Raw genomic sequence first — 26,678 nt, 5'->3', positions numbered from 1 at the left:
TAATGTTTTTAAATTCGTTTTGGTTTAATTTTATATATATTTCTTCAAGGGCATTATCTATAATGTTTAACTGTCTTTGAAAATTTATATTTTGCATTTTATCATTTATATATTTATTAATTAGTCCGGTTTTAGTTATTTTTAGAATATTTATTAAGTCTTCTTTACCTTTTATTCTTATTATATCGAAGTAATTCCTTCCTAATTTTTCATCTTCTATTTTAATATTTTCTTCCATATTTTTTTCATATTCCATATATTTACCATTTGAAAAGTATTTATATATGGAGTTTATTATAAAATCTTTAATATAAAAGTTTACTCCGCATAGCTGGGTTATTTGCATTAAATTTATAATATATTCTTTTTCTCTATTACATATTTGAACTTTCAAAGTACTATCATCCTCTCACTTCCTATTACCTTTTCCGTTTCGTTTTTGCTTCCTATTAATATTTTCATATCTTCATACTGTTTTTCGGTTATTGCTACAAGCCTGATATTGCCTTTTTTAGGTATTATTTTTTCTATTCTCTTTTCCATTCTTATTTTATAATCTCTGTCAGGACATGTTCTCATGTATACAGAATACTGCAGCATTATAAAACCTTCTTTTATTAATTCTTTTCTAAATAATCTATAATCTTTTCTTTCTCTTGATGTTTGAGTGGGTAAGTCAAACATACATAAAAGTTTCATTACTTTATACCTCATTTTCTTTTCCAATATAATCTTCAACATTTGGAAAGATTATTTCTTCCTTTCTTCCTTCAAAATATCCGGCTATATTGTATACATATTCTTCAAGCATGTTGCATATATACATTTTTTTGTTGTTATATAAAACTTTATGATTTAAAAAGTTTATTAGTTCTCTCCTATGATTAGGGGTGAAATATTTTTCTTCTTTTAAAAGATTATATGCAAAATAATCTATAAATGGTCTAATTGGCTCTATTATGTCGTCAACGAAATTAAATCTGTTATATTCGTTTTTATGATGTATTCCAAGCTGAGTATTAAGTCCATATCCAACGCATACTCTTGCTAAAAAGGACCTTATTATGGTATATCCATAGTTAAGCCCCGAATTTAATAAGATATCATCATTTCTTCTTGAAAATGAACATTCCATAAGTTCATTAAAATATATTTTTGCGCTGTGAGCTTCCCTGTTGTTTTCATCGTTATGCTGCATTTGTTTTATGAATTCATTCATTTTATTTTGAATATCTTCGCTTTTATCTAATATCTTTAAAACTCTTATTTGATTTTTTATTTTTTCTTTAACTATCTTTTCCCAAAGAAGAGCATAAAAATTTTCATCTTTTTCAGTTTGATATTTTATTGTTTTTGATATTCTGCTGTGATTGTCAAAGGAGGAATAAAATCCTATAGGTAGATGTTCTTGGTCGCATATTATTATTCCAACATTATTTTTTGCAAGAGCACATAACATCCTTGATGTTAGGTTTGTTTTTAAATTATCTAATACTATCATTGATAAGTCTCTTATAGGAACCCATATGTCTTTCCCTTCTTTTGTTATTACGAGATTATCTAAGTTTAATTTTATATTTACTTCGTTTTCTATTAAAAGCACTCTAAATGCCATTGTTTTCTCCTTAAAATATAATAAAAAAGGACGTCCGAAGACGTCCTTGAGTTCGGCATAAAGCCTTATTTTAGTAGATCTGAATAAATTGAGTTATTGTAAAAATCTACAATAACATTATATATTCATTTTTAATAAATGTCAATATCCAAAGTGAAATCTTCGTCTTTTGCATAATATCTGTTTCCAAGAATATCCACTCTTATTTTTTTTATCATCTTTGTTTTGCTTAATCCAATTTGTTTTTGTGGTTTGTCAAACTTAGGTGCGAAAGTTGGTTTTGTTTCTATATAATTTTTTTTTCTTGGCATGGTTCTTGAAAGGAATCTTTCAGTAAAGATTTCTCCATCTTTTTCGTATTCGATAAAATCGTTTTTATATAGTGAAAATTTATATTTCCATCCAAGAGCTTTTAAATCTTCCATGCTTTGATTTTCTTTTATTATTTTTTCGTTTCTTAAAGCAATATTGTATTTTTCTTTATCTATAAAATATTTCCCGTCTATACATCTACAATCGGCATATTTTACTCCGATTAAATAATATTCTTTCTTTTCTTCGTTATAATAAACATCTGTTCTGTATGGATTTAAGCTTTCAAGGATAACTTTTTTGCTTCCTTTTTTATGACCGTATTTATGGGAAACATCAATACAAGAACCAACTTCTCCATCAAGATATTTTAAAATTTGTATTCTTGCTCCATTTCCTTTTTTTGAATATTTTCTTATATAATCTCCCGTTTCTTTTTCATATTCAACAAAAGGATTCTTACAGTCTTTATATTCGTTAAATATTTTTAATAAAATATCAAAAGTTTTTTTGTCATTTCTGTACATTAAGAAATCACTTTCTTTTCCTTTTTGTATTTTCGTTTTAAATGTTTTAAATCCATCATCTGTAAGGATATTGATTTTGTTTATTTTATATGTTTTTTCATCGTAGTTTCTTGTTCCTCTTATTGTTTGATTACATAAACCTCTGTTTGCTTTTTTATCCACTTTATGCCAGAATTTAACTTCTTTTTCTGCTTTTAAGATGTTATTTCTTATTATATTCCATTTCTTTTCATACATTATATCGTCTAATTTTTCATCTTTTATTCCGGCAATCCATTGCATTTTATCTTTTATTTCATTATGCTCAAAGTCAATAAAGTTTTCTTGGAATTTATGGTATGCATTATATCCCATTTTTGAATAACAAATAAGCATTGCATCCACTGCATGATGAGAATAACTCTCATCTCTGTCTTTTTTAAGTTTTAACTTATCTCTCATTTGATGAGTGAAGCTTCCTCTTATTACACTTATTTTTGTGTCTTTGTTTTTTGATTTGAAATAGTTTTGTAAAGAATTTAGAACTACTCTTGAAGCATATCTTGTATCATTGATGTTTCTTTGTATAAATCCTTTTAAAACTTCAATTTTTGTAATATCTTCTGTAAATAAAAGATTTTTAAGTTTATTCTTATTTATAAGATTTCTATCTTTTAAATCAAGAGCATAACTCATGAATTCATCAAAATTCCATTTTCTGTCTATATCTTTTAGATACATATAAGGTGTAGTGTTTCCTTTTAGTTGGTTTTCTCTTCTGTATACCAATACTTTATTGCTTCTGCTGTCGTCAAATGATATTGATTTTGGAATTATATGGTCAATTTCAAATTTAGAATAATCATATATTAAGTCTTCTATATTTATGTATTCGCCGCTGTACATACATCTTCCGTCTTGTTCATTCCAAAGCTTTAATTTTAATGCAAGGTTTTTATGGTTATGAAAATGTTTGTCTTGAAGATCAATATTATACTCTTTAAATAATCTTTCCTTTATCTTCTTCATTTCATTTTCATTTGCTTTTTGCATTTTTTGAATATTTTTCTTTTCTTCCTCGCTGTTTCTATCTCTTGGCATTTCAATGACAATTTCGTCAGGATATCCATATTTTTTTATTACGGCATTTATAGCATCAATTGTTATTGATATAGATTTTTTTACTACAGGATTATATATTTCTTTTGTTATTTCTTCCTTAGGTATTTTGTTATATTCTTTAAATTTTTCACTATTTTTTTTGAAAAATCCCATTTCAGTAAGAAGTTCCATTTGATTTTTAGGTTCTTCGTACATTTGCGGAATTAATTCTTTCATGATTTTTAAAGATAAAGATTGCCATTTTGAGAAAAGAGAAGAGTTTTTCTTTCTAAAAGCAATTAATATTTCTATTAATTCGTCACTAAAATTTAAATTAGAATTTTTTATTGCATTTAAAATTCCATCTTTTTCTGTATTTATTGTTAGAATTTCGGCTAATTTATCTAATGTTTCAATAGAAAAATCATTAATATCTATATCATGCTCTTCAAGTGTTCTTCTTAATTTGTTATATTGTTCAAATTTATGAAAATCAGGTTTACCGTTTTTATCTTCTCTTGAACCAAACATGGTTTTAATATCTTCATTAGTAACTTTAGCTATTATTTTTAGCATATTCACTGTTTTTGATGTTTTAACAGTATTAATAATTTCGATTTTTTCTTCTTTTGTTAATTTTCTATTTCCTATTGTAATATTATTTAGGTCATTTAATATGTTAAATTCTTGTGCTGTATAAGATGCCCCTGCTGCTCTTCTTTCATTTTCATATACACTACATTTTCCAATTAGTTTTTCAAATATATTTTCTTCTGTAATATAGTTTCCATTTTCATCTTTTTTTGTTGTGTATCTTCCGTAATCCGTTCTTGATTTTTCATTTCCGGGACCTACATAATATTCTCTTTTTCTGTCAAATATTGTTAAATAATCATCAATAAATGCTTTTGTAATAAAATCATGAAATTCACTTTGTTTATTTAGGAATTCTTCATTTTCTTTTCTATAAGATGATTTTGTAAAGATATTGCTAAATGTAATTGTTTCATCATTTTCTTTTACAATTGTTTCTCCTCTATATTTACCAAGAGTATTTAATCTTTCTAATTGAATTTGACAAGGGAATTTGTTTTTTAGTTCATTTTGATTTATTTCAATACCCTTTTGATAATCAGATTTACTTTTACTTGTTTCATCTATAGCATCATCTAGATAAGTAATACCTCTGTGTTTTAAAGAATGTAAAAGAACGTAATAAATTTCATTTTGTGTTAGTTTTTCGTTTAATCCTTTATTTTTTAAAATAAGTTGATTGTTTATTTTTTCTTTTGGAATTTCAAGATTATATTTTTCCCATAATCCTTTAAAATCACTTATTCTATTTTGTCTTCTTCGTATAAGTCTTTTTGTTTGTCTAAAACCTCTTCTTTCAACATTCTTGCTTGCATCGGCTTCTGTAAAAATATCAGATACAGCTTCAATTACATTATAATCATCATCAATAACTGCAACGCCCACAGATGATGTACCGATATCTAAGCCCAATTTAATACCCATTTACATACCTCCCGTTAATATTCATTATTTTAAGTATATCATATATTTTAGTTTATCGTAGAATATGACAATATTTTTTTATGCTATTTGGTAAGATAGGGAAATATTTCCCAATTATAAAAAATTTTATAATAAAAAAACACGTTATTACGTGTTTTTATCTAAATACTATCTCACCGTTATCCATAGAATCGATTATTGCAAGAGATTCAAGGTTGATTCCCTTTTCTCTAATAATTTTTCCACCTTCCTGCATTCCTTTTTCAATTACTATGCCTGCACCTTCTATTGTTGCTCCTGCTTCTTTTACAATTTGAATAAGTCCAAGAAGTGCGCAGCCATTTGCAAGAAAATCGTCTATTATAAGTACGTGGTCATCTTTATCTAAAAATTTCTTTGAAAGTATAACATCATAGATCTTATTGTGGGTAAATGATTTTACTTTTGAATGATATACTTCTCCGTCTATATTAATACTTTGAGCTTTTTTGGCAAATACTACATCTACTCCAAAATACTGTGCGGTAATACAGGCAATACCTATTCCTGATGCTTCTATTGTAAGTATTTTTGTTATTTTTTTGTCTTTAAATCTTCTTTTAAATTCTTTACCTATTTCGTTTATTAGATTTATGTCCATTTGGTGATTTAAGAAACTGTCTACTTTTAGTACGTTTCCTTCTTTAACTGTTGCATCTTTTAATATTCTATTTTTTAATAATTCCATGTTTACTGCCTTTCAGGATTTTTATGACTTAAATAATACATTATGTTTATATTTTTTTCAAGAATGTTATTAATAAAATAAAATTGTACTTATTATATATTGACAATATATATATTATTATATATAATGTACTCATAAGATAAGTACAATTTAAAGGAGATGATTTTGTGGAAATTATTTTAAGTAATAATAGTAATAAACCAATATATGAACAAATAACATCTCAGATAAAAGCAATGATTATTAAAGGAGAGTTAAAACCGGGAGATTCTCTTCCTTCTATGAGAAAACTTGCAAAAGAACTTCATATAAGTGTAATAACATCTCAAAGAGTATATGAAGATTTGCAAAGAGATGGATTTATAGAATCAAGCGTTGGGAGAGGTACGTTTGTTTCAGCTCAAAATAATGATTTTATCAGAGAAGAAAATTTAAGAAAAGTTGAAAGCATGATTGAAGAAGTTGTAGATATATCAAAGGAAAATGATATTAAAAAAGAACAGCTTTTAAAACTTATTGATATGTTTTTTAAGGAGGGTTAAGTTATGGAATATGTACTTGAGGTAAACAATCTTACAAAAGAATATAAGGATTTTAAACTTGATGATATTTCTCTAAAAATACCTAAAGGGAGTGTTGTTGGTTTAATAGGGGAAAACGGTGCAGGGAAGTCTACTTTTATAAATTCGATTTTAAATATTAATGAACCTGAAAAAGGTGAAGTGAAAATATTTAATAAAAATATTAATGAACATGAAAAAGATATAAAAGAAGATATTGCGGTAATTTTTGATAAAAGTCATTATAGCGAATATATGAATGCTAAATTAATAGGTAAGATGCTTTCAAAGATATATAAAAATTGGGATAATGAAAAATATTATTCTTTACTTGAAAATTTTGATCTACCTGTTAATAAGAAAATAAAGAAATTCTCAAAAGGAATGAAAATGAAACTTGAATTTGCTTTGGCACTTTCTCATAATCCTAAATTTTTAATTCTTGATGAATCCACAAGTGGGCTTGACCCTGTATTTAGAGATGAAATTTTGGAGTTACTTAGAAGTTATACGGAAAATGAAGAAAACAGCATATTAATTTCTTCTCATATTACAAGTGATCTTGATAAAATATCAGATTATATAGCCTTTATACACGAAGGAAGATTACAGTTTATTAAGGAATATGAAGACATACATGATAATTACGGTGTTCTTTCATGCAAAAAAGATTTCTTTGATAGTTTAAGCCCTGATGATATTGTTTTTTATAGAAAAGAAGCCTTTTCGTATAAAGTTTTGGTTAAAAACAGAATGGAGCTTATGAATATTTATAAGGATTTGATTATAGAAAATGCAAGTGTTGAAGATGTTATGTTATTTTACATTAAAGGAGAAAAGGTACAATGAAAGGAATAATATTTAAAGATTTTTATTTAGGATTTGGAATAAAAAAGAATTTAATTAGTTTTATATTTGCTTTTTTATTTATTGTTGCGCTTATGCTTTTTATGAGATCAAATTTTGGTTTTTTACTTTTTTGTGGTATAACACTTCCTATGCTTGGTTCTTCTTTGTTTCAAGTAACTGTTGAAGAAGATGAAAAAACTGATTTTGATAAAATACAGCTTACTTATCCAATGACCAAAAAAGAAATAATCTTTTCAAAGTATTTGACCGGATTTATAATGCTTGGTTTATGCTTTATTTTAAATTTAATTGTATGTTATGTATATGTAGATATTTATAAAAGCATTTCCTTATCTTCTGCTTTAAGTGTATTCTTGTTTTCCATTGGGGTAGGACTTATATTTAATGCTATAAGTTTCTTTATATTTGTACTTCTTGGAAATAAGAAAGGTGTTGTTTTATATATACTTCTTATTATGATGATTGCAGGATTTTATGGTGCAACTTCTTGGAGAGTTGATTATATATCTTATATAATGAATAATGTTCATATGATTCTTTCAATAGGATTAATAGCAGGTATTGTATTAATGATAATAAGTTATTTTGCTTCTTTGAAAATATATAAAAGGAGACATTCATAAAAAACTGCTCATTTAGGGCAGTTTTTTATATTTTTAATATTTAACTTATATATTTATTTTGGGGTTTAAATTATGTATTACAAAAAATATAATATTTCTTAATTATTTTATTTAATGCTATTTTATCTGTTTCTTATTAATGCTTTTTTAGCTAATTTTTTTAAGTTAATACATAAGTTTCTTATTTAATGTAAATTATATAAATAAGAATTATATAGTAAGTATATAAAATATGTAAAAGTTTGCATAACAAGAAGTTTTATGATAAAATTTTTTGTATATAGGGGGTGGATATTATGAATAAGAAACTTATTGCAATTATAACATGCATATTTTTAGTTCTTGGAACATTTTATGGATGTGGAAAAGAAGAGACTGCCGAAGTTAAAGTAGATGTTAATCCACTTACAGGACTTGAAGGCATATCAAAAGAAGCAGTTGGAAAACGACCTATTGCCATAATGGTAAACAATCATAAGGAAGCTTTGCCGCAATATGGAATAGGGGATGCAGATATTATTTTTGAAATTCCTGTAGAAGGAAATATAACAAGACTTATGGCAATTTATGGTGACTATACTAAAGTACCAAGTGTTTGTCCTATAAGAAGCTGTAGATATTATTTCCCTATATTTGCTAATAGTTTTGACAGCATATATATTCACTGGGGTGGAAATGATTATGCTACAAATACCTTAAATAGTTTAGGTATAGATAGATTTGACGGAATGACTTATGGAACTGATTTATTTGACAGAGATCAAGACAGATTAAATAGTGGTTATGCATTAGAGCATACCGGATATTTGAAAGGTGGCAATATTCCTGAAGTTTTAAATAAAGAAAACATAAGGACTGATTTAAAAGAAGAAAAAGATAAACCTATTTTTGCTTTTGAACCTATTGTCAAAGAGGAAGTTGTTGAGGAAGAACCCGGATTTTTTGAAAAATTATTTGGTGGAAAAGAAGAGGAAGAAGCTAAAGAAGTTATTGAAACAACTAAACTTACTGCTTGCAACAAAGCTACATTAAATTTCTCTAATGAATATTATTCTACTTTTACATTTGACAGTGAAAGTAAAACATATAAAAAGAAACATAGCGGAAAAGATCAAATTGATGGGAAAACAAATAAACAATTGGAATTTACAAATGTGTTTATATTAGAAACTGAAATTGGTATGCTTGGTGTTGCAGAATTAAAAGAAGTTGACTGGAAAGGCGGAAGCGGATATTATCTTTCAAACGGTAGAGTTCAAGAAATTAAGTGGTCAAAAGACAGTGAAGAGGGTGATTTAAAGATTACTACTCTTGAAGGAAATGAACTTCCTGTATATGAAGGAAAAAGTTATATTGGTGTTATACAAAAAGATAAAACCGATTTTGAGTTAAATAAAGAAGATGTACAAACAAGAGAAATATATGTATCTGATACTCAAGCTGCAAAATAAAAAAAGAGCGTTCAGCTCTTTTTTTATTGTTTGAAAGGATTTATGTATATTTTTATTTGTTAATTAAATCCTGTAATTCATTTAAAAATTGACATACATGAAATCCGTCACATACTGCATGGTGAACTTGTATAGATAATGGAATTAAGAATTTATCATTTTCTTTGTAGTATTTACCTAATGTAAAAATAGGGGATAAATATGTATAACCTTTTTGAAGGTTTAAATTAAAACTTTCAAAAGTTGTCCAAGGTATTATTGATACATTAAATATGTTACTTGGAGTATTGGGTTTTGCATTTAATTCTTTTTTGTTTCCATATTGTTTTAAGTCATTTTCATATTCAGCATAAAAATCATTAATATTTGATGTATACCTTGTCCAAATATTTGAAAAAGTTTTTGTATCTTTATGAAATATTGTATAGCAAGGTATCATTTCATCATAAATTCCTAGCTCATTATTTTCATTAAATGTTGTTTTAAATTCATCATGTTTATTTACAATATTTGTTATATAGTAAAGCATAGTTGGATATAATTTTATTTTTTTTGATTTTATTTTGTAATATCTAATTTTATAGTCATACTATATGTGCAAGGAATATTAGAAAAATAATGTACAAAATATTCTTTTCTATCCCAATTATTTGTATTTATTTTTTTTAAATGCATTTTAACTCCTTAGTTTTAAATTTAATAAATTTTTTAGGGTTATTTTATAAAATTTATTCTGTTAAATCAGAAGTACAATGTGCGCATTTTGTGGCTTCTACCGGGATTTCACTTAAGCAATAAGGGCATTTTTTTGTTTTTGGTGCTTCATCTTCTTTTTGTTTTTTCCCGATTGATGCTAATTTATTTAGCATTTTTACCATAACAAAGATAATAAATGCCATTATTAAAAAGTTTATTACGGCAGTTATAAAAGAACCATATCTAATTTGAACATCAAGTACCGTTATAACCATGTCAGAAAAATCTGTTCTGGCAAATAATCCTATAATAGGAGAGATTATATCTTTAACAAGAGAGTTTATTATTGCTTGAAAAGCACCCCCGATTATAACACCGACTGCTAAATCCATTACATTCCCTCTTAAAGCAAACTCTTTAAATTCATTAAGGAATTGTTTCATAAAATTACCTCCTTTTTGTGCTAAACATTATACCGCATTTTGTGTTTTATTAAAATATAAAATCATAATAATATTTTAATAGTAAAAAATTGTAAAAAATATTATGAATTTTATAAAAACCTTTTTATTTTTTTGTTGACTTAATAGTGAAAAAACATTAAAATTAGTAGGTAGTATGTTTAAATTACGATAATAAACTAAACTTTTTTAGTATTTATATATATTTAAAATTTTATATTTTTATATATTTTTAACTCTAATACCAGAAACATAGTATTGTTTTGTTTGGTTCATTTTCGTTACATACTTAAAATTAAATATTTTTATTTATTAATTTAAAATAAGGAGGAGAAAATGGAATTATCACTTCCAGTAGTGCTAATTATAGCAGCTGTTATTGGGATAATTTGCTTTTTCATCGGTGGATATTATAAGCAGACATCTGGCGAAGGTAAACTTAGAAATGCCGAACAAACTGCCAATAAGATGGTCGAAGATGCTTTAAAAGAAGGCGAAAGAATAAAAAAAGAAAAGCTTATTGAAGCAAAAGACGAAGTGCTTAATTTAAAAACTGAATTTGACAAAGAAGCAAGAGCCAGAAGAGAAGAACTTCAACTTGTTGAAAAAAGAGTTCTTCAAAGAGAAGAAATGGCTGACAAAAGAAGCGATGCTTTAGATCACAAAGAAGCTTCTTTAATAAAGAAAAATGAAGAGCTTCTAAAAAAAGAAGATAAACTTGAAAAAACTCATCAAGAACAAATTAAAGAGCTTGAAAAGATTTCAAAACTAACATTTGAAGAAGCCAGACAATTACTTCTTTCTGATGTTGAAAAGCAAATTTCCAGAGAGACCGCATTACTTATTAAAAATAAGGAATTAGAAGCAAAGGAACAAGCTGATAAAAAGGCTATGGAAATTGTATCTTATGCAATTCAAAGATGTGCTGCCGATCATGTTGCGGAAACTACTGTTTCTGTTGTTAACTTACCTAACGATGAAATGAAAGGTAGAATAATCGGTAGAGAAGGAAGAAACATAAGAACAATTGAAACATTAACAGGTATTGATTTGATTATTGATGATACTCCTGAAGCTGTTATTCTTTCAGGATTTGATCCTGTAAGAAGAGAAATTGCAAGAATTTCTCTTGAAAGACTTATTGTTGATGGAAGAATTCATCCTGCAAGAATTGAAGAAACAATTAAAAAAGCAGAAAAAGAAATTGATACAAAAATCAGAGAAATGGGTGAACAAGCGTTATTTGATACAAACGTTATGAAACTTCATCCTGATTTAACAAAACTTATAGGTAGACTTCATTATCGTACAAGTTACGGACAAAATGTATTAAAACATTCTATTGAAGTTGCAAACTTAGCGGGAATTATGGCAGATGAACTTGGTGCAAATGCAAAACTTGCAAGAAGAGCAGGTATGCTTCATGATATAGGTAAAGCAATTGACCATGAAGTTGAAGGAAGCCATGTTTCTATAGGTGTTGATTTATTAAAGAAATATAAAGAAAACAAAGAAGTTATTCATGCTGTTGAAGCTCATCATGGTGATGTTGAACCGGCAACTGTTGAAGCCGTATTGGTTCAAGCTGCCGATGCTATTTCTGCGGCAAGACCGGGAGCAAGAAGAGAAACACTTGAAAGCTATACAAAACGTCTTGAAAAATTAGAACAAATTGCAAATTCTTTTGAAGGCGTTGATAAATCTTATGCAATCCAAGCCGGAAGAGAAATCAGAGTTATGGTTAAACCAGAACAAGTAGATGATTTACAAATGGTTCATGTTGCAAAAGAAATAGCAAATATGGTTGAAAATGATCTTGAATATCCAGGTCATATCAAAGTAAGCATAATAAGAGAAACAAGAGCAACAGAATATGCAAAATAGTTAAAGAGGTAAAAATTGAAGATTTTAGTATTTGGTGATATATTCGCTAAATATGGAAGAAAGCTCATCGTTGATGAGCTTTCTGATATTAAAGCAGAATATAAAGCGGATTTTGTAATTGCAAACGGAGAAAATTCGGCTAACGGAAAAGGAATAACAAGAAAAGTATATAACGAACTTAGAAGTTGTGGTATTGATGTTATAACATCGGGAAATCACATTTGGGATAATAAAGATGTATATAATTTTATTCAAGAAGAAGATAGAATGATAAGACCTGCAAATTATCCTTCTCCTTGCCCTGGAAGAGGATATGAAGTGTATAGAGTTGGAAAAGTGAGGGTAGGGGTTGTAAATTTATCTGGAACTACTTATTTAAATCCTCTTGATAATCCTTTTGATGTTGCAGATAAAATATATGAAGAAATAAAAAATATATGCGATATTATAATGCTTGATTTTCATGCGGAAGCAACAAGTGAGAAAATTGCAATGGGATATTTTGTTGATGGAAGATTTTCCGGTGTATATGGAACCCATACTCATGTTCAAACTGCCGATAATATGGTTTTAGAAAATGGGACGGGTTATATAACAGATGTTGGAATGTGCGGAAGTGTTGACGGGGTTATAGGTGTAGACAGAGAATTTATTGTGAAGAAATTTAGAGCGCAAAGACCAACGGGTAAATATGCTCTTGCAATGGGAAAAAGACAGATAAATGGAGCCGTGTTTACTTTTGATGATACGACTTTTAAATGCACAAATGTAGAAAGAATTTATAAAATATATGATTAAAACGGCAACTATGCCGTTTTTTTTATAAAAAAGTACAGACTTTATTTATAGTCTGTACTTTTTATTATGGTTGTTATTTGCATTTTTTTAAAAGGTTTTCCCAGCGCTTATCTACTTCTTTTTGGAATTGTTCAATTAAATCTTCGTTTCCTTTTTTGAATAGATGTTTAAATCTTCCTTGTGGTCTTAAAAAATCTTCAATAGGAAGTTTTTTCTTTGGTTCATAGTTAAGTATCCATTCTCCGTTTATTACTTCAAATAGTGGCCAGTAACATGTTTCTACTGCTAAGTTGCATATTTCAATAATATCAGAAGTATTATATCTCCAACCTCTTGGACAAGGAGACATTACATTTAGGAATGTTGCACCTTTTGTATATATTGCTTTTTCGGCTTTTAAATGTAAATCTCTAAAGTTTTGTACAAATGTTGTTTGTGCAACATATGGAGCATTATGTGCAACCATTATTTCTGTAAGGTCTTTTCTGTTTTGAAGTTTTCCGTTACTTTTTTTACCAACAGGTGTTGTTGTTGTATCGGCGTACATTGGAGTAGCTGAAGAACGTTGGATACCGGTGTTCATATAAGCACCGTTATCATAGCAAACGTAAGTAAAGTCATGGTTACGTTCAACTGCTCCTGATAGAGATTGAAGTCCTATATCGTATGTACCTCCATCTCCACCGAATACAATAAATTTAAAATTTGGATCTTTTTTAAGTTTTCCTTTTCTTTTTAATGCCTTATATGCACCTTCAACACCGCTTATAGTTGCAGCTGCGTTTTCAAAAGCGTTATGTATATAACTGTCTTTCCAAGATGTATAAGGATATATAAATGTTGATACTTCCATACAGCTGGTGGCATTTCCTATTACGGCTTTATCTTCAGGTTTTAACCCTCTTAGTACGTTTCTTACTGTAATTGTTCCTCCACATCCTGCACACATTCTGTGTCCCGGTGCTAAACGTTCAGGTCTGCTCATTATTTCTTTAAAATTATAACTCATACTGCCACCTCTATTCTCTTACACCCATAAATCTGTATGTGTCGTATTTTTCATTAGATTTATGTATATTTTCAAGTTCGTTAAATACATTTTCCATATCGTCTACAGTAACGTCTCTTCCTCCAAGACCATAAATATAGTTTACTGCTTTGCAATTATTATTTGCTTTATAAAGAGAAGACATAACTTCGCTTCCAAGAGGACCTCCTTGAGAACTAAAGCTTTCAGCTCTATCCATTATTGCAACGGCTTTTACGTCTTTAAGAGCCTGTGCAATTTCTTCTCCAGGGAAAGGTCTGAATACTCTTACTTTTAAAAGTCCCACTTTTTTGCCCTCTTTTCTCATTTTATCTATTGTATCTTTTGTTGTTCCTGCTGCAGAACCAATGATTACTACTGCATAATCAGCATCATCTAATTTATATTCTTCAAAAAGTCCGTATTTTCTTCCTGAAATTTTTTCAAACTTTTCTGCAATGTCAAGTATAACTTGTTTTGCATTTTTCATTGCATTTGCTTGTGCAACTTTTGCTTCCATATAATAATCAGTTACTGAATAAGCTCCAATTGCAAAAGATTTTTTAGGATTTAAAAGATAATTTTCAGGTTCATATTCGCCTACAAAATCTTTAACGTCTTTATCGTCTAAAAGTTCTATATTTTCAACTGCGTGTGATGTTATAAATCCGTCTTGACAAATCATTATAGGAAGTAATACATCTTTATTTTCTGCAATAGGGTAGGCTTGAATTATATTGTCGTATGCTTCTTGATTATTTTCAGAATATATTTGAATCCAGCCTGAATCTCTTGCTCCCATGCTGTCGGAGTGGTCACAGTTTATGTTTATAGGTCCTGATAAGGCTCTGTTTACAAGTGTAAGTAAAATAGGAAGTCTGTCTGATGCTGCAACATATAACTCTTCCCACATATAAGCAAGTCCGCAAGATGATGTTGCCGTAACGCTTCTTGCTCCGGCAGCTTCCGCTCCTACTGCTGCACTCATAGAAGAATGTTCACTTTCAACTGTTATAAATTCTGTATTAACTTTTCCATTAGCTACAAATGATGCAAAATATTGAGGTATTTCTGTAGATGGAGTAATTGGGAATGCAGGGAATACATCCGGATTAATTTGTTTTAGGGCATATGCAGCCGCTTCGTTTCCTGATAATCTGTCTTTTTTTGTCATTATTTTACTCCTTCCATTTTTATTGCACCAAATGGGCAAATTTTTACGCATACTCCACAACCTTTACAGTGATTTATATCAACTGCTACTCTGTGATTATGGGCAATTGGTATTGCACTGTCGGGACAAGCTTGTGCACATAAAAGACATTGTCTGCATTCTTCTTCGATTACTTTAGGTTTTACACTTGTCCATTCTCCTGTATTAAATAATTTAGAAGTACCGCCTTCATCTATTGTCATTGCTGTTGTAAGTTCGTGCCATGCGGGTTTTTTACTTAATTTTTTTATATCAGCCATATTATCTTACCTCCCTTAATGCCATTTTAAGAGCTTTCATGTTTCCGCTTACAACTTCATGTTTGTTTGCGAATTTATGTTCAAAAGATGCTTTCATTTCTTTTAAAAATAAATCTTCATCCATTATTTTTGATACTTTAACTATTGCTGCAAGCATTGGAGAGTTTGGAAAGTATTTTCCAAGACAAGACATTGAAACTTTTTTTGCGTCTATTGTATAGATACCGCCTTTATAATCATTTAGAAGGTGTTTTATTTCTTCTTTATCTTTTGTTGTATTTATTACTATAGCACCGTCTTCTTTAAGTCCTTTTGTTACATCAACGCTGTCAAGTAAACTTTCGTCTACAACTACCACGAATTGTGGTGTATATATATTTGAATGCACTCTTACAGGAGTATCGCTTATACGGTTATATGCAGTTATTGGTGCTCCCATACGTTCTGGTCCGTATTCAGGGAAACCTTGTACATATTTTCCTGTTTGGAAGGCAACATCGGCAAGTAACAAAGCTGCAGTTTTTGCTCCTTGACCGCCTCTTCCGTGCCATCTTATTTCTACACAGTTATTCATATTTTATCTCCTTTATATATAGTAAATTAAAGTATACCCGCATATTATATCAGAATTTTCTGAAAATTACAAACAATAATTTCCGAAATAATAAAAATATTTAGAAAATTATTGAAATTTATTATTCTTTTTATATTAATTTCTTCGACAAAAAGCACAAAAGTTCTATAAATAGTTATGATATTATGATTTTAGATTTTCATAGTAATATTTAAAGAAAGTCATTATAAAATTCATTAATTATGGGAATAATACAAGTTTTATTACATATTAATTAATGAAGAAATTAACTTATTTATAACTTATATTATAGGAGGAAACATTATGGAAGTATTGAAAGTATCATCCGGCTCAAACCCTAATTCTGTTGCGGGGGCGCTTGCAGGAGTAATCAGAGAAAGTGATCAGGCAGAGGTTCAGGCAATTGGAGCAGGAGCATTAAACCAAGCGATAAAAGCTATAGCCATTGCCAGAGGATATGTTGCTCCGGGGGGACATGATCTTGTTTGTATTCCTGCATTTACGGAAGTTGAAATCAACGGCAGTGACAGAACGGGAATTAAGTTAATAGTCAAAAGCAGATAAAGCACTACTCTGTAGTGCTTTTTTTTATTGATATCTTTATTTTTGTGGTATTATTTATTAAGGTGATAACAATGAAAGATTGCTTGAATTCAAATCAGATTAAAATTATTGCTTTAATATTAATGCTTATAGATCATATTGGAGGGGTTTTAATAGAAAATGGCATATTAAATTTTAGTGTATTTTGGGGAAGAGATGCTCTATTTTGGTTTAATATTGATTATGCTTTAAGATTTATAGGAAGAATATCTTTCCCTTTGTTTTGTTATTTTATTGTTGAAGGGTTTTTACATACAAAGAGCATAAAGAGATATTTTATAAGAATATTAATATTTGCTTTTATTTCTGAAATTCCTTTTGATTTAGCATTTCATAATTCATTTTTTTATTTGGGATATCAAAATGTTTTGTTTGAATTTGCTCTTGCGGTATTGATGCTTGGAGCTTTAAGTAAAAACAGCGGAGAAATGTTCAAACAGGGGATAATAGTATTTGTTTTTTGTATTTTTAGTTACTATCTTTGTCTGGATTATGATTATATCGGTATTTTATTAATAGCAATATTTTATTTATTTAGAAATGATAAATCAATGATGTTTTTATTGTCAGGAGTTTTACTTATTTATAGTTCAAAAAACTTTTTTTGCATAAGTGTTTTTTCTCTTTTTATTATTAATATGTATAATGGATTAAAAGGAAAATTAAATATAAAATATCTTTTTTATTTGTTTTATCCTATTCATTTGACTTTACTTGCCTTTTTTAGATTTTTTATGGGTATTTCTATATATTAAAAAAGACAGTATATACTGTCTTTTTTATTTCTATTTAAGTTTTACTTCTATTTTTTCATAAGCTTCTTCAGAATTATGCATTTGAATTACTTCCATTATCTCTTTAATGCCTACTTCAATATTATCAAGCATTTCTCTATCTATATTATAGTTTAAAAATAAGTTTTCCAAATACTGTGAAATAAAAACGCTGCTTTGTGCAATTTCTATAAATTTATCGAAATTATTGCTGTTTGCTGCATTTTTAAATTTTGCGATATCTCTTTCTATAAATTTAACTATTTCATCAACGTTCGCATATTTTTCTTCCCATAATGGATATGGTTTTAGTCTTTGTAGATAAAATTTATCTTCTTTTGTAATAGTAAAGATATAAGAAACTATGCATTTTTCATTTATATCAAATTCGACCAAATGCATTTGACTGTTGAACTTGCTTATTTTTGCTCCAAGCTGTTTTAGACTAAAGTCTATTATATCTCCGCTTACCGAATTCCTATTCATATTATATCTCCTTTCTGTTTATTAGAATCTTATTAATAAATATATTGATGATATTATTATTGATATGATCATTAAAGGGAATCCTATTTTAAAATAATGTTTAAATGTTATAGGATAACCGTTTTTATTGCTTATGCTAGATAATACAACGTTTGCGGAAGCTCCGATTAATGTTCCGTTTCCTCCAAGACAAGCACCTAAAGACAATGCCCACCATAGTGGTGTTACGTCAATATTTCCTGTTTGCTGCATTGTTAGAATTAATGGTATTAAAGTTGCAACAAAAGGTATATTATCGAGGAATGATGAAATGATTGCAGAAGCCCAAACTATTATTATCATGGTTAAAACCATATTTCCGCTTGTAGCAGATACCAGTAAATTAGCCAATTGCCCAATAACTCCGGTTTCTTCAAGACCTCCTACTACTATAAAAAGCCCAATAAAGAAAAGTATTGTTGACCATTCTACTCCAAGGATTATTTCTTCCGCATCTTGTTTTCCTATAAGTAACATAATTATAGCAGCAAGAAGTGCAATTACACAAGACTCCATTTGAAGATTGGAATGGAAAACAAATCCAATTACAACAAGAACAATAAGAATAATACTTTTTATCATTAAAGATTTATCCTTTATGGCCTTGTTTTCATCCATTTCCATTACCTTAAGTATATTTTCTTCATCAACAGCGAGTTGTTTTTTATAAAGTATAAGAAAATATATTATTGCTGTAATAATAATGAATATTACAGGAATACCTGTATTTAATATAAAATCTGTAAAACCTAAATTTGCGGCACTTCCAATCATTATGTTTGGAGGGTCCCCGATTAGTGTTGCTGTACCGCCTATGTTAGATGCCATAATCTGAGTAATAAGGAATGGTACCGGATTGATTTTTAATATTCTTGTTATTGCTATTGTCATTGGACCAATTAAAAGAACGGTAGTTACGTTGTCTAAAAATGCTGACAAAATAGTAGTTATTAAAATGAATATAATCATTATATTTACCGGTTTTCCTTTTGCAATTTTCGCTGATTTTATTGCTATGTATTCAAATATACCTGAATTTTTTACCACTGCGACAAAAAGCATCATGCCAACTAATACACCGACCGTATTTATATCTACATAAGCTATGCTTGTTTCTATTGTTAAAATATGTGTAACAATGAGAAGTATTGCACCTGTAATTGCTGCAACAGTACGATGTACTTTTTCTGTCATAATTGCTGTCATTGTAATTAAAAAGATTACTATTGAAATAATTTGCTGTGTTGTCATATTTTACCTGCCTATAAATAATTTTTATATTCAATAAACTTGTATATTATATATTAAAAATTTTTTTATAGCAATGATTTATTTTCATATTATATATAATAAAAAATGTTGGGTTTAATAAAAATAATTTATAACTGAAATTTTAATGATGAAATCTTTTGTTTTTATTTGCATATAAAAAATAATTCTTTAGATTAAACACTATAGTTAATATTTATTCTAATTGCAACAATATTTCTTATTATTAGAAAAATATATTATGTATAAGGTTATGAGACATTTTAATTTTGAGGTTATCATTATTTGATCAATTAGATAATAATTTAATAAAAAAACATATTAATAATATTTTAAAATTATACATCTGTTTTTATGAAAATTTTAAAATTAAAAAAAAAGTGTACATCGTACACTTTTAATTATCAATTATGAGGATGGTGGGGGAGAATGGATTCGAACCATTGTAGGCTGAGCCAACGGATTTACAGTCCGCCCCCTTTAGCCACTCGGGCACTCCCCCATGTAAAATGGCGACTCGGAAGGGACTCGAACCCTCGACCTCTAGCGTGACAGGCTAGCATTCTAACCAGCTGAACTACCGAGCCGTAAAATTAAAAAGACTTTGGTGACCCCTAGGAGAATCGAACTCCTGTTTTCGCCGTGAAAGGGCGACGTCTTAACCGCTTGACCAAGGGGCCTTATTAACAGTCCTTTTATATTATACATGAAAAGTTATTAAATGCAAGCTTTTTTTTTCATTTTTTATGAAATTTTTTTCATATTTTTATTTATATAAATTTATTACCATAAAATTAAAAAATAATCCTTTATTTAATGTTTTATGATAGAATATAAATGTAATTTATTTTATAAACAAAGAGGTAAAAATGAAAGTTTACGAACATAAAGCTGAATATTATGAAACAGATCAAATGGGTATTATTCATCATTCAAATTATATAAGATGGTATGAAAGTGCAAGGATATATTTTATGAACGAACTTGGAATAAGTTATAAAAAAATGGAAGAAAAGGGGATAATTTCTCCTGTTCTTAGTGTAAGCAGTGAATATAAGAATATGGTTTATTTTGATGATGTGGTTTTGGTAAATGTTAAAATAAAGAAATACAACGGTATTAGACTTGAACTTGAATATACTCTTACAAATAAAGAAACAGGAGAAGTTGTTAATACTGGAAGCAGCAAACACTGTTTTTTAATGAATAATAAAATTATTAATTTAAAAAAGGTTTCTGAGGAATTTCATGAAATGTTTTTAAATGCCATAGAAGAATAAAAAACGTTTGATATCATAATACAAAATGATATCAAACGTTTTTTTATTTTATATATGGAATCATATCATACGCTTTATCAAATATTAAGTCTGGGGTAGTATCAAACTTAGGTATATCTTCTTTTTTTGTTTCTCCACTTAGAACAAGGATTCCTTTTGCTCCATTATTTACTCCGGTTGCAACGTCAGTATAAATTCTATCACCTATAAATGCAATTTCTTCTCTTTTATATCCGGTACTTTCAACTATCATATCTACAGTTTCTTTAAATGGTTTTCCAAGATATTTAGGTTTTTTCTCTGTAGATTTTGTTATAAGCTCGCACATAGCACCGCAGTCAGGCATAAAACCGTTTATTGTAGGACAGTTTATGTCAAGATGTGTTGCAAGGAATAAAGCTCCGTTTCTTATATAATGGCATGCTTTATCGAGTTTCTCATAAGTTAAAGTAGTATCGAAAGTCATAACTACTATGTCTGGATCTTCCTCAACAAGATTAATTCCTGCATCTTTAAAACTCTTTGTTACTTTAGGTGTAGCAACTAAGTATACTTTTTTATCTTTATATTTTGTATTTAGATATTTTATTGTTACGTCTCCTGATGTCATAACATCTTTATCGGTAACATTAAATCCCATATTGTTAAGTCTTTCTACATAAGTTTCTCCTGTTCTTGAAGAATTGTTTGTGAAAAATAAAACACCTTTATTGTTCTTTCTTAAATGTTCAATAAAGTCAAGAGAACCTTCTATAAGAGTTGAACTTAAGTAGATTGTTCCGTCCATATCCATAACGAAAAGTTTTATATCTTTTAAATCTTCTTTTTTCATATGCACCTCTATAAAAATTATGTACGTAAATTATGTATGCTAATTATATCATATAAATTTATTTATTAAAAACACTATTTTCCTTTTGGTTAAAAAACATATTGTGATATAATAAACAATACACTATATATGGAGGTTTTATTTTGAGAAAATTTAAAATAGTTACTCTATTGATTGTTCTTATACTTTTTGTATATTTATATTTTGAAAATACCTCTTTATTTATAGTTCAAAAGAATGAAATTGTTTCAAATAAGATAGACAGTAATTTTGATGGATATAAAATTCTTCAGCTTTCTGACTTGCATTCGAGAGAATTTGGAGAAAATAATATAAAACTTATAAATAAAATTTATAAAATCGATCCTGATATTATAGTTTGTACGGGAGATATGATGAATTCCACAGAGGATGATGGTCATGTTTTTATAAATTTGGTAAAAAAAATATCAAAAGATTATCCTGTTTATTATATAGATGGAAATCATGAACAGCTTGTTGAATATAATAATGTTGGTGTTTATGATGAATTTATATCTTCACTAAAAGAGCTTGATGTTAAAGTTGTAAAAAATACCAAGATAAAACTTCAAAAAGGTTCATCATATATAAATATGTACGGGCTTAATGTAGATTTAGTATATTATTCTACAAAGGCAGCTTTAAAAGAATCAAATATAGAATATACTGAAGATAATTTTTCAAAGACTATAAATAAAGAAACATTTGAAAATAATAAATATAATATTTTATTAACTCATAATCCTATTTATTTTGAAGTATACGAAAAAAGCGGTGTCGATTTGATTTTATCCGGACATGTTCATGGGGGAATAATAAGAATACCTTTTAAAGGTGGACTTTTATCTCCTGATCAAGAATGGTTTCCAAAATATTACCATGGATTATATACAATTAATGATACAAATATGATTGTAAGTGCCGGACTCGGAAATGACACTGTTAATTTTAGAATATTTAACCCTTTTGAAATGAATTTAATAACTTTAAGAAGTGAATAAAAAAGACTTAATATATTAAGTCTTTTTTATTTTGTATTGTTTAATTCTTTTAATTGATATTTGGCAAATTTTAAATTTTCTATTAAAAATTTTTGTTCTGCAAATGTGCAGTTTTTAAATATTTCTTCATATTCTTTTATCATTTCGTTTTGAGCTGTTTTTATTATACTTCCTTTTAAAATTTCATCTACGGTTATTTCAAGTGTATTTGCAATGTCAACTATAGTTTGAAGAGATGCTTTGCTTTGACCTTGTTCTATTTTACTTATATGAGTAACGGATTTATTTATTAACTTAGATAATTCTTTTTGTGTAATATGTTTATTTTTTCTATAACTTTTTATTGTTTGTCCAATATGTGTATAATTTAGTTTCATTTTAAAATCCTTTATGTAATTATTAGTGCTATTTAACATATATAATTAAATTAATACTTTTGGTTGTTATGATAGTATTATACAAAATTTATATTATAAATACAACGTTATACAATTAATTAGCCATTATTTTAAAATATACTATTTTTAATAAAATTAACCTTTATAGTTGTATTTTTCGACAAATTTTGATGTTTAGAAAATATATAATAATGTCAAGAAAAAAGAAAAGAGGTAAAAGAAATGAAAAAGATGAAATTATTTGTTATGTTTTATATGGTAAAAATGTTTGAAAGAATAGGGGATAATATGTATTTAAATATAAGGGTTGAACTAAAAAAGAATGAAAATCAAGTTATAAATGACAAATTAGTAAATATGTATAAAAGATATTTTAAATTTAGAGCGAAGCAGCTTAAAATAAAGAAAAGATATTTAGATTTAGCGTTACATATATAAATACATATAAAAAAAAGCACCTTATGGTGCTTCTTTTATTATTCAGCAGTTGTTGGAGCTGAATATGTTCTACCTAGAAATTCTTGGTCAAGAGAGTATAACCCTTTAGCATCATGACCAAATAATTCAAATTTTCTTATATTATCTTCAGCGCTTTTTTCTTCTTCCATTTGTTCTGATACAAACCAATCTAAGAACTTCATTGTTCTGTAATCTTTGATTTCGTATGCAGCATCATATATATTATTTATTAAACCTGTTACGATTTTTTCATGTTGTAATGTTTTTACAAGTGGATCCATTGGTTTTTCATATGTGTATTCAGGTTTTTCAATGGCTTCACTTGTGATTTTATGACCGTTATCTTTTAAATATTCTCTGATCATCATTGCATGATCTCTTTCTTCTTGAGCTTGGATATAAAACCAGTTTTCAAATCCATCTAAACCGTAATCAGCATAGAAGTTTGCCATATCTAAATAGATATAAGCAGAGTATAATTCTTTATTTATTTGATCGTTTAATAATTCAGCAACTTTTTTATCTAACATTGTTCTTATCTCCTTTTTTTGTTTGTAGCTAAATTATAATCATTCTAATTTCAAAAGTCAAGTGTTTTATTTAAAAAATAATATTTTCTATTACATCATCTTTTGTTATTTCTCTGATTACCTTGCAAGGCACTCCTCCGACAACAACACCTTTTGGTATATTTTTATTTACTACACTTCCCGCAGCAATTACACTTCCTTGTCCTATAGTTACACCTGCACAAATTGTAGAATTTGCACCTATCCATACATCATCTTCTATTGTTATAGGTTTGGATGTTCCAACTCCTTTTGCTCTTTGGGTTTTATCTATTGCATGACCTGAACATGCAATACATACACCCGGAGCAATAAATGCATTTTTACCAATATTTACAGGAGAGGTATCAAGTATTACACAGTTATAGTTTATTACAGCTAGCCCATGCATATGTATATTGAATCCATAATCACAGTGAAAAGAAGGCTCTATAAAAACAAGAGGATTATATGTTCCAAGTAAATTTTTTAGAATTTCTTTTCTTTTGTCTTCTTCTATTGGAGAAGTATTATTATATTCAAAACATAACATTTTAGCTTTTTGTTGAATTTTTGCAAGTTCATTTGAATGGTTTGAATTATAACCTTGTTTATTTGTTAATATTTCCATTAAATCCATATTTTGTACCCCTTAAAATAAAAAAGACCCTAAAATTGCCAAGATTTTGATCCTATCAAAAATGATAGGTGGGTTATCTGCTTACCGCTTCTGCCGTCCACTTATAGAGGCTTGACATCTACTTAAAGACCCGATATCCCTGTGTAAAAGTGTAGGTTCAAAATAATAGCATAATTTTAAGGTCATATATATTATATGATTAAATTATAAAAATATCAACCTAAAAGATATTTTGTGTATATCAAAATTTGGAAAACGAGTGAATATAATATGCAAAATTTTTAATAAAAATGTATAAAAATAAAAAAATATAAAAAATTTTCCTTTTATTGTTGACTAATTATACATTTTTATGTATAATTAGTCAGTATTTTAAATTAGTGATTTATTTTGGAGGTATATATATAATGAAAGATAAAATAGTATTAGCTTATTCAGGTGGACTAGATACTTCAACAATAGTTCCTTGGCTTAAAAATAATTATGATTGTGAAGTTCATGCAGTATGTGTTGATGTTGGACAAGTAGATCCAAATGAAAAAGAAGATTTAGCAAAAAGAGCCATTGAATATGGTGCAGATAGTATTGATATAATTGACGCAACTGAAGAACTTGTAAATGATTATATTTTCCCAATGTTAAAATCAGGCGGAGTTTATGAAAACAAATATTTACTTGGTACATCTATTGCAAGACCATTAATTTCTAAGATTTTGGTTGATAAAGCAAGAGAACTTGGTGCAAATTGTATTTGTCATGGTGCTACAGGTAAAGGAAACGATCAAGTTCGTTTTGAACTTACAATTATGGCTTTAGCTCCTGATATTAAAATCATTGCTCCTTGGAGACTTTGGAGTATTAAATCAAGACAAGATGCTCTTGATTACTGTATTAAACATGATATTAAACTTAATATGTCAGCAGAAGAAAGTTATTCAAGAGATATGAATATTTGGCATTTATCTCATGAAGGATTGGAACTCGAAGATCCTGCAAACATGCCTGATTACAGAAACCTTCTTCAAAAAACAACATATGTAGAAGATGCTCCAGATGAAGCAGAAGAAATTGAAATTGAATTTGAAAAAGGTATTCCTGTTAAATTAAACGGAGAAGAAATGGATGGTGTTAGCCTCCTTGCAAAATTAAACGAACTTGGCGGAAAACATGGTATTGGTGTTGTAGATATGGTTGAAAACAGGGTTGTAGGTATGAAGTCAAGAGGTATATATGAAACTCCGGGCGGAACAATTTTATATTATGCTCACAATGAACTTGAACAACTTGCTTTAGATAGAGAAACTCAAGCATATAAGAGAACAGTAGCAGTTAAATATGCTGATCTTGTATATTCAGGAATGTGGTTCTCTCCACTTAGAGAAGCATTAGATGCTTTTGTTGATAAAACACAAGAAACTGTTACAGGTAAAGTTTCTCTAAGATTATATAAAGGTAATATGATTACAAAAGGTATTGAAAGTCCATATTCATTATACAATGAAGAAATTGCTTCATTTGAAACAGGTGAATTATATGACCATAATGATGCAGCAGGATTTATTAAACTTTATGGACTTCCATTAAAAATCAGAGCTTTTATGAAAAAGAAAAACGAAGATAAATAGTTTATTTTACATTTAGTTTTTATCTTTCATCCTATAGACCTCTCTCTTAAATAAGAGAGAGGTTTTTTGTAGTCAAAGTTAAGTTTTATATTTAAAATTATTAAAAAAATATTATCATGTATATATAAAATTATTTGAGGTTATTTTTTAATGAAAATTAGAGATTGTAGTTACAGAGATATTGACGGAAAATTTGTATCGGTAAATAATGCCGATAAATTTCTTTTAAAAATGGGAATTCATGATATTGAAGAACGTTTTATTGGGTATGTTTATACAGATGATAAAAGAGGAATAATGCTTAGAATTTTGGGAGATATGGTTGATAAGTCAAATAGAAAATATATAGAAGAAAAGATAAAACTTGCCAATTATGATTTGATTGAAGATTTAGATATAGATATTTTAAATGAAATAGAAGATATAAAGGAAGAGGAAGCTAAAAATCATTTAAAATTTGATGAAAATAACAAAACCATTTATAAAG

The 26,678-nt window shown here is 27.9% G+C and carries 29 protein-coding genes, 3 tRNA genes, 1 other RNA gene and 1 pseudogene; 13 read left to right on the top strand and 21 right to left on the bottom strand.

What is annotated here, in order from left to right; translation table 11 throughout:
* The 5 genes from csn2-St to FGQ49_RS07985 form a co-directional block, all read right to left on the bottom strand.
* The coding region (gene csn2-St / locus FGQ49_RS08005; protein ID WP_138269345.1) for a CRISPR-associated protein Csn2-St at nucleotides 1-394 on the bottom strand (394 nt) is incomplete at its 3' end.
* A complete protein-coding gene (gene cas2 / locus FGQ49_RS08000; protein WP_243112237.1) occupies nucleotides 391-699 on the bottom strand; it encodes a CRISPR-associated endonuclease Cas2 in 309 nt (102 codons plus the stop codon). The genes cas2 and csn2-St, both read right to left, overlap by 4 nt.
* A 4-nt stretch (nucleotides 700-703) precedes the next feature.
* Nucleotides 704-1,615, bottom strand: a complete 912-nt coding sequence (gene cas1, locus FGQ49_RS07995) for a type II CRISPR-associated endonuclease Cas1 (RefSeq protein WP_138269343.1) — start codon at nucleotides 1,613-1,615, stop codon at nucleotides 704-706.
* Nucleotides 1,616-1,746: 131 nt separating this feature from the next.
* Nucleotides 1,747-5,052, bottom strand: a complete 3,306-nt coding sequence (gene cas9, locus FGQ49_RS07990) for a type II CRISPR RNA-guided endonuclease Cas9 (RefSeq protein WP_138269342.1) — start codon at nucleotides 5,050-5,052, stop codon at nucleotides 1,747-1,749.
* A 157-nt stretch (nucleotides 5,053-5,209) separates the two neighbouring features.
* Entirely contained in the window at nucleotides 5,210-5,779 is a 570-nt protein-coding gene (locus FGQ49_RS07985) for a xanthine phosphoribosyltransferase (protein ID WP_138269341.1), read from the bottom strand.
* Nucleotides 5,780-5,946: 167 nt separating this feature from the next.
* Here FGQ49_RS07985 and FGQ49_RS07980 point away from each other — a divergent pair, with 167 nt between their 5' ends.
* From FGQ49_RS07980 to FGQ49_RS07965, 4 genes are all read left to right on the top strand, one after another.
* A complete protein-coding gene (locus FGQ49_RS07980; protein ID WP_138269340.1) occupies nucleotides 5,947-6,321 on the top strand; it encodes a GntR family transcriptional regulator in 375 nt (124 codons plus the stop codon).
* Between the two features lie 3 nt (nucleotides 6,322-6,324).
* Complete coding sequence (locus FGQ49_RS07975) at nucleotides 6,325-7,188, top strand: ABC transporter ATP-binding protein (RefSeq protein WP_138269339.1); 864 nt, start codon at nucleotides 6,325-6,327, stop codon at nucleotides 7,186-7,188.
* The gene (locus tag FGQ49_RS07970) at nucleotides 7,185-7,832 is read left to right on the top strand and encodes an ABC-2 transporter permease (protein WP_138269338.1); all 648 of its coding nucleotides are present in this window, start codon (nucleotides 7,185-7,187) and stop codon (nucleotides 7,830-7,832) included. The genes FGQ49_RS07975 and FGQ49_RS07970 overlap by 4 nt, the downstream gene beginning before the upstream one ends.
* 296 nt (nucleotides 7,833-8,128) lie before the next feature.
* Complete coding sequence (locus tag FGQ49_RS07965) at nucleotides 8,129-9,283, top strand: DUF3048 domain-containing protein (protein ID WP_138269337.1); 1,155 nt, start codon at nucleotides 8,129-8,131, stop codon at nucleotides 9,281-9,283.
* A gap of 52 nt (nucleotides 9,284-9,335) precedes the next feature.
* On the opposite strand, the pseudogene catA reads toward FGQ49_RS07965, so the two are convergent.
* Together catA and mscL are read right to left on the bottom strand one after the other, a co-directional pair.
* Nucleotides 9,336-9,958, bottom strand: a pseudogene (gene catA, locus FGQ49_RS07960) (type A chloramphenicol O-acetyltransferase).
* Nucleotides 9,959-10,011: 53 nt separating this feature from the next.
* Nucleotides 10,012-10,422: a large conductance mechanosensitive channel protein MscL gene (gene mscL / locus FGQ49_RS07955; protein WP_138269336.1), complete on the bottom strand. Its 411-nt coding sequence runs from the start codon at nucleotides 10,420-10,422 to the stop codon at nucleotides 10,012-10,014.
* A 354-nt stretch (nucleotides 10,423-10,776) separates the two neighbouring features.
* Between mscL and rny the strand changes: the two genes are divergently transcribed.
* Together rny and FGQ49_RS07945 are read left to right on the top strand one after the other, a co-directional pair.
* On the top strand, nucleotides 10,777-12,324 hold the full coding sequence (rny, locus tag FGQ49_RS07950) for a ribonuclease Y (RefSeq protein WP_138269335.1): 1,548 nt from the start codon (nucleotides 10,777-10,779) through the stop codon (nucleotides 12,322-12,324).
* 15 nt (nucleotides 12,325-12,339) lie between these two features.
* The gene (locus FGQ49_RS07945; protein WP_138269334.1) at nucleotides 12,340-13,122 is read left to right on the top strand and encodes a TIGR00282 family metallophosphoesterase; all 783 of its coding nucleotides are present in this window, start codon (nucleotides 12,340-12,342) and stop codon (nucleotides 13,120-13,122) included.
* Between the two features lie 73 nt (nucleotides 13,123-13,195).
* Here the strand turns inward: FGQ49_RS07945 and FGQ49_RS07940 are convergent, their stop codons facing one another.
* The 4 genes from FGQ49_RS07940 to FGQ49_RS07925 are packed head-to-tail and all read right to left on the bottom strand — an operon-like array spanning nucleotide 13,196 to nucleotide 16,196.
* The gene (locus FGQ49_RS07940) at nucleotides 13,196-14,131 is read right to left on the bottom strand and encodes a thiamine pyrophosphate-dependent enzyme (protein WP_138269333.1); all 936 of its coding nucleotides are present in this window, start codon (nucleotides 14,129-14,131) and stop codon (nucleotides 13,196-13,198) included.
* A gap of 10 nt (nucleotides 14,132-14,141) precedes the next feature.
* The gene (gene porA, locus FGQ49_RS07935; protein ID WP_138269332.1) at nucleotides 14,142-15,323 is read right to left on the bottom strand and encodes a pyruvate ferredoxin oxidoreductase; all 1,182 of its coding nucleotides are present in this window, start codon (nucleotides 15,321-15,323) and stop codon (nucleotides 14,142-14,144) included.
* Nucleotides 15,323-15,622, bottom strand: a complete 300-nt coding sequence (locus FGQ49_RS07930) for a 4Fe-4S binding protein (protein ID WP_138269331.1) — start codon at nucleotides 15,620-15,622, stop codon at nucleotides 15,323-15,325. The genes porA and FGQ49_RS07930 overlap by 1 nt, the downstream gene beginning before the upstream one ends.
* Nucleotide 15,623: 1 nt before the next feature.
* Complete coding sequence (locus FGQ49_RS07925; RefSeq protein WP_138269330.1) at nucleotides 15,624-16,196, bottom strand: 2-oxoacid:acceptor oxidoreductase family protein; 573 nt, start codon at nucleotides 16,194-16,196, stop codon at nucleotides 15,624-15,626.
* A gap of 324 nt (nucleotides 16,197-16,520) precedes the next feature.
* Between FGQ49_RS07925 and FGQ49_RS07920 the strand changes: the two genes are divergently transcribed.
* A complete protein-coding gene (locus FGQ49_RS07920; protein ID WP_007049799.1) occupies nucleotides 16,521-16,781 on the top strand; it encodes a stage V sporulation protein S in 261 nt (86 codons plus the stop codon).
* Between the two features lie 71 nt (nucleotides 16,782-16,852).
* Complete coding sequence (locus FGQ49_RS07915; RefSeq protein ID WP_138269329.1) at nucleotides 16,853-17,575, top strand: TraX family protein; 723 nt, start codon at nucleotides 16,853-16,855, stop codon at nucleotides 17,573-17,575.
* A gap of 30 nt (nucleotides 17,576-17,605) precedes the next feature.
* On the opposite strand, the gene FGQ49_RS07910 is transcribed toward FGQ49_RS07915, so the two are convergent.
* The 5 genes from FGQ49_RS07910 to FGQ49_RS07890 all read right to left on the bottom strand — a co-directional run bounded on the left by FGQ49_RS07910 (nucleotide 17,606) and on the right by FGQ49_RS07890 (nucleotide 20,067).
* Nucleotides 17,606-18,079 (bottom strand): hypothetical protein, encoded by a 474-nt coding sequence (locus FGQ49_RS07910; protein WP_138269328.1) that lies wholly within the window; start codon nucleotides 18,077-18,079, stop codon nucleotides 17,606-17,608.
* A 21-nt stretch (nucleotides 18,080-18,100) separates the two neighbouring features.
* Entirely contained in the window at nucleotides 18,101-19,369 is a 1,269-nt protein-coding gene (locus tag FGQ49_RS07905; RefSeq protein WP_138269327.1) for an SLC13 family permease, read from the bottom strand.
* A gap of 435 nt (nucleotides 19,370-19,804) precedes the next feature.
* A tRNA-Tyr gene (locus FGQ49_RS07900) sits at nucleotides 19,805-19,889 on the bottom strand.
* An 8-nt stretch (nucleotides 19,890-19,897) separates the two neighbouring features.
* A tRNA-Asp gene (locus FGQ49_RS07895) sits at nucleotides 19,898-19,974 on the bottom strand.
* Nucleotides 19,975-19,992: 18 nt separating this feature from the next.
* A tRNA-Glu gene (locus FGQ49_RS07890) sits at nucleotides 19,993-20,067 on the bottom strand.
* A gap of 189 nt (nucleotides 20,068-20,256) precedes the next feature.
* Between FGQ49_RS07890 and FGQ49_RS07885 the strand changes: the two genes are divergently transcribed.
* Nucleotides 20,257-20,667: an acyl-CoA thioesterase gene (locus FGQ49_RS07885; RefSeq protein ID WP_138269326.1), complete on the top strand. Its 411-nt coding sequence runs from the start codon at nucleotides 20,257-20,259 to the stop codon at nucleotides 20,665-20,667.
* Between the two features lie 43 nt (nucleotides 20,668-20,710).
* On the opposite strand, the gene FGQ49_RS07880 is transcribed toward FGQ49_RS07885, so the two are convergent.
* Complete coding sequence (locus FGQ49_RS07880) at nucleotides 20,711-21,499, bottom strand: HAD-IIA family hydrolase (RefSeq protein WP_138269325.1); 789 nt, start codon at nucleotides 21,497-21,499, stop codon at nucleotides 20,711-20,713.
* Between the two features lie 143 nt (nucleotides 21,500-21,642).
* On the opposite strand from FGQ49_RS07880, the gene FGQ49_RS07875 reads away from it, so the two are divergent.
* Nucleotides 21,643-22,521: a metallophosphoesterase gene (locus tag FGQ49_RS07875; RefSeq protein WP_171020643.1), complete on the top strand. Its 879-nt coding sequence runs from the start codon at nucleotides 21,643-21,645 to the stop codon at nucleotides 22,519-22,521.
* A 26-nt stretch (nucleotides 22,522-22,547) separates the two neighbouring features.
* Here FGQ49_RS07875 and FGQ49_RS07870 read toward each other — a convergent pair whose 3' ends face one another.
* Nucleotides 22,548-22,898 carry a helix-turn-helix domain-containing protein gene (locus FGQ49_RS07870; RefSeq protein WP_171020642.1) on the bottom strand — a complete coding sequence of 117 codons (351 nt, stop codon included), beginning with the start codon at nucleotides 22,896-22,898 and terminating at the stop codon, nucleotides 22,548-22,550.
* A gap of 243 nt (nucleotides 22,899-23,141) precedes the next feature.
* Between FGQ49_RS07870 and FGQ49_RS07865 the strand changes: the two genes are divergently transcribed.
* A complete protein-coding gene (locus tag FGQ49_RS07865; protein WP_138269322.1) occupies nucleotides 23,142-23,357 on the top strand; it encodes a hypothetical protein in 216 nt (71 codons plus the stop codon).
* 38 nt (nucleotides 23,358-23,395) lie between these two features.
* On the opposite strand, the gene FGQ49_RS07860 is transcribed toward FGQ49_RS07865, so the two are convergent.
* The 3 genes from FGQ49_RS07860 to ssrS all read right to left on the bottom strand — a co-directional run bounded on the left by FGQ49_RS07860 (nucleotide 23,396) and on the right by ssrS (nucleotide 24,753).
* Nucleotides 23,396-23,908 carry a ferritin gene (locus tag FGQ49_RS07860; protein WP_138269321.1) on the bottom strand — a complete coding sequence of 171 codons (513 nt, stop codon included), beginning with the start codon at nucleotides 23,906-23,908 and terminating at the stop codon, nucleotides 23,396-23,398.
* Between the two features lie 70 nt (nucleotides 23,909-23,978).
* Nucleotides 23,979-24,566: a sugar O-acetyltransferase gene (locus tag FGQ49_RS07855; RefSeq protein ID WP_138269320.1), complete on the bottom strand. Its 588-nt coding sequence runs from the start codon at nucleotides 24,564-24,566 to the stop codon at nucleotides 23,979-23,981.
* A 21-nt stretch (nucleotides 24,567-24,587) separates the two neighbouring features.
* A non-coding RNA gene (gene ssrS / locus FGQ49_RS07850) (6S RNA) lies at nucleotides 24,588-24,753 on the bottom strand.
* 220 nt (nucleotides 24,754-24,973) lie between these two features.
* On the opposite strand from ssrS, the gene FGQ49_RS07845 reads away from it, so the two are divergent.
* Both FGQ49_RS07845 and FGQ49_RS07840 read left to right on the top strand, forming a co-directional pair.
* Nucleotides 24,974-26,191, top strand: a complete 1,218-nt coding sequence (locus tag FGQ49_RS07845; RefSeq protein WP_138269319.1) for an argininosuccinate synthase — start codon at nucleotides 24,974-24,976, stop codon at nucleotides 26,189-26,191.
* Between the two features lie 150 nt (nucleotides 26,192-26,341).
* Nucleotides 26,342-26,678: hypothetical protein (locus FGQ49_RS07840; protein ID WP_138269318.1), on the top strand; the 337-nt coding region annotated here is incomplete at its 3' end.

This window comes from Anaerofustis stercorihominis, from assembly GCF_005844425.1.
GTDB classification, from domain to species: Bacteria; Bacillota; Clostridia; order Eubacteriales; family Anaerofustaceae; genus Anaerofustis; species Anaerofustis butyriciformans.
This window is presented reverse-complemented; position numbering and strand designations above follow the sequence as displayed.

Coding starts and splice junctions, on each gene's coding strand:
- cas2 (WP_243112237.1), bottom strand. CDS start 699: ATGAAACTTTTATGTATGTTTGACTTACCCACTCAAACATCAAGAGAA.
- cas9 (WP_138269342.1), bottom strand. CDS start 5,052: ATGGGTATTAAATTGGGCTTAGATATCGGTACATCATCTGTGGGCGTT.
- FGQ49_RS07885 (WP_138269326.1), top strand. CDS start 20,257: ATGAAAGTTTACGAACATAAAGCTGAATATTATGAAACAGATCAAATG.
- FGQ49_RS07920 (WP_007049799.1), top strand. CDS start 16,521: ATGGAAGTATTGAAAGTATCATCCGGCTCAAACCCTAATTCTGTTGCG.
- FGQ49_RS07910 (WP_138269328.1), bottom strand. CDS start 18,079: ATGAATAGGAATTCGGTAAGCGGAGATATAATAGACTTTAGTCTAAAA.
- FGQ49_RS07865 (WP_138269322.1), top strand. CDS start 23,142: ATGAAAAAGATGAAATTATTTGTTATGTTTTATATGGTAAAAATGTTT.
- FGQ49_RS07970 (WP_138269338.1), top strand. CDS start 7,185: ATGAAAGGAATAATATTTAAAGATTTTTATTTAGGATTTGGAATAAAA.
- rny (WP_138269335.1), top strand. CDS start 10,777: ATGGAATTATCACTTCCAGTAGTGCTAATTATAGCAGCTGTTATTGGG.
- FGQ49_RS07940 (WP_138269333.1), bottom strand. CDS start 14,131: ATGAGTTATAATTTTAAAGAAATAATGAGCAGACCTGAACGTTTAGCA.
- FGQ49_RS07925 (WP_138269330.1), bottom strand. CDS start 16,196: ATGAATAACTGTGTAGAAATAAGATGGCACGGAAGAGGCGGTCAAGGA.
- FGQ49_RS07915 (WP_138269329.1), top strand. CDS start 16,853: ATGAAAGATTGCTTGAATTCAAATCAGATTAAAATTATTGCTTTAATA.
- FGQ49_RS07870 (WP_171020642.1), bottom strand. CDS start 22,898: ATGAAACTAAATTATACACATATTGGACAAACAATAAAAAGTTATAGA.
- FGQ49_RS07930 (WP_138269331.1), bottom strand. CDS start 15,622: ATGGCTGATATAAAAAAATTAAGTAAAAAACCCGCATGGCACGAACTT.
- FGQ49_RS07975 (WP_138269339.1), top strand. CDS start 6,325: ATGGAATATGTACTTGAGGTAAACAATCTTACAAAAGAATATAAGGAT.
- mscL (WP_138269336.1), bottom strand. CDS start 10,422: ATGAAACAATTCCTTAATGAATTTAAAGAGTTTGCTTTAAGAGGGAAT.
- FGQ49_RS07855 (WP_138269320.1), bottom strand. CDS start 24,566: ATGGATTTAATGGAAATATTAACAAATAAACAAGGTTATAATTCAAAC.
- FGQ49_RS07860 (WP_138269321.1), bottom strand. CDS start 23,908: ATGTTAGATAAAAAAGTTGCTGAATTATTAAACGATCAAATAAATAAA.
- FGQ49_RS07965 (WP_138269337.1), top strand. CDS start 8,129: ATGAATAAGAAACTTATTGCAATTATAACATGCATATTTTTAGTTCTT.
- FGQ49_RS07905 (WP_138269327.1), bottom strand. CDS start 19,369: ATGACAACACAGCAAATTATTTCAATAGTAATCTTTTTAATTACAATG.
- porA (WP_138269332.1), bottom strand. CDS start 15,323: ATGACAAAAAAAGACAGATTATCAGGAAACGAAGCGGCTGCATATGCC.
- FGQ49_RS07880 (WP_138269325.1), bottom strand. CDS start 21,499: ATGAAAAAAGAAGATTTAAAAGATATAAAACTTTTCGTTATGGATATG.
- FGQ49_RS07985 (WP_138269341.1), bottom strand. CDS start 5,779: ATGGAATTATTAAAAAATAGAATATTAAAAGATGCAACAGTTAAAGAA.
- cas1 (WP_138269343.1), bottom strand. CDS start 1,615: ATGGCATTTAGAGTGCTTTTAATAGAAAACGAAGTAAATATAAAATTA.
- FGQ49_RS07845 (WP_138269319.1), top strand. CDS start 24,974: ATGAAAGATAAAATAGTATTAGCTTATTCAGGTGGACTAGATACTTCA.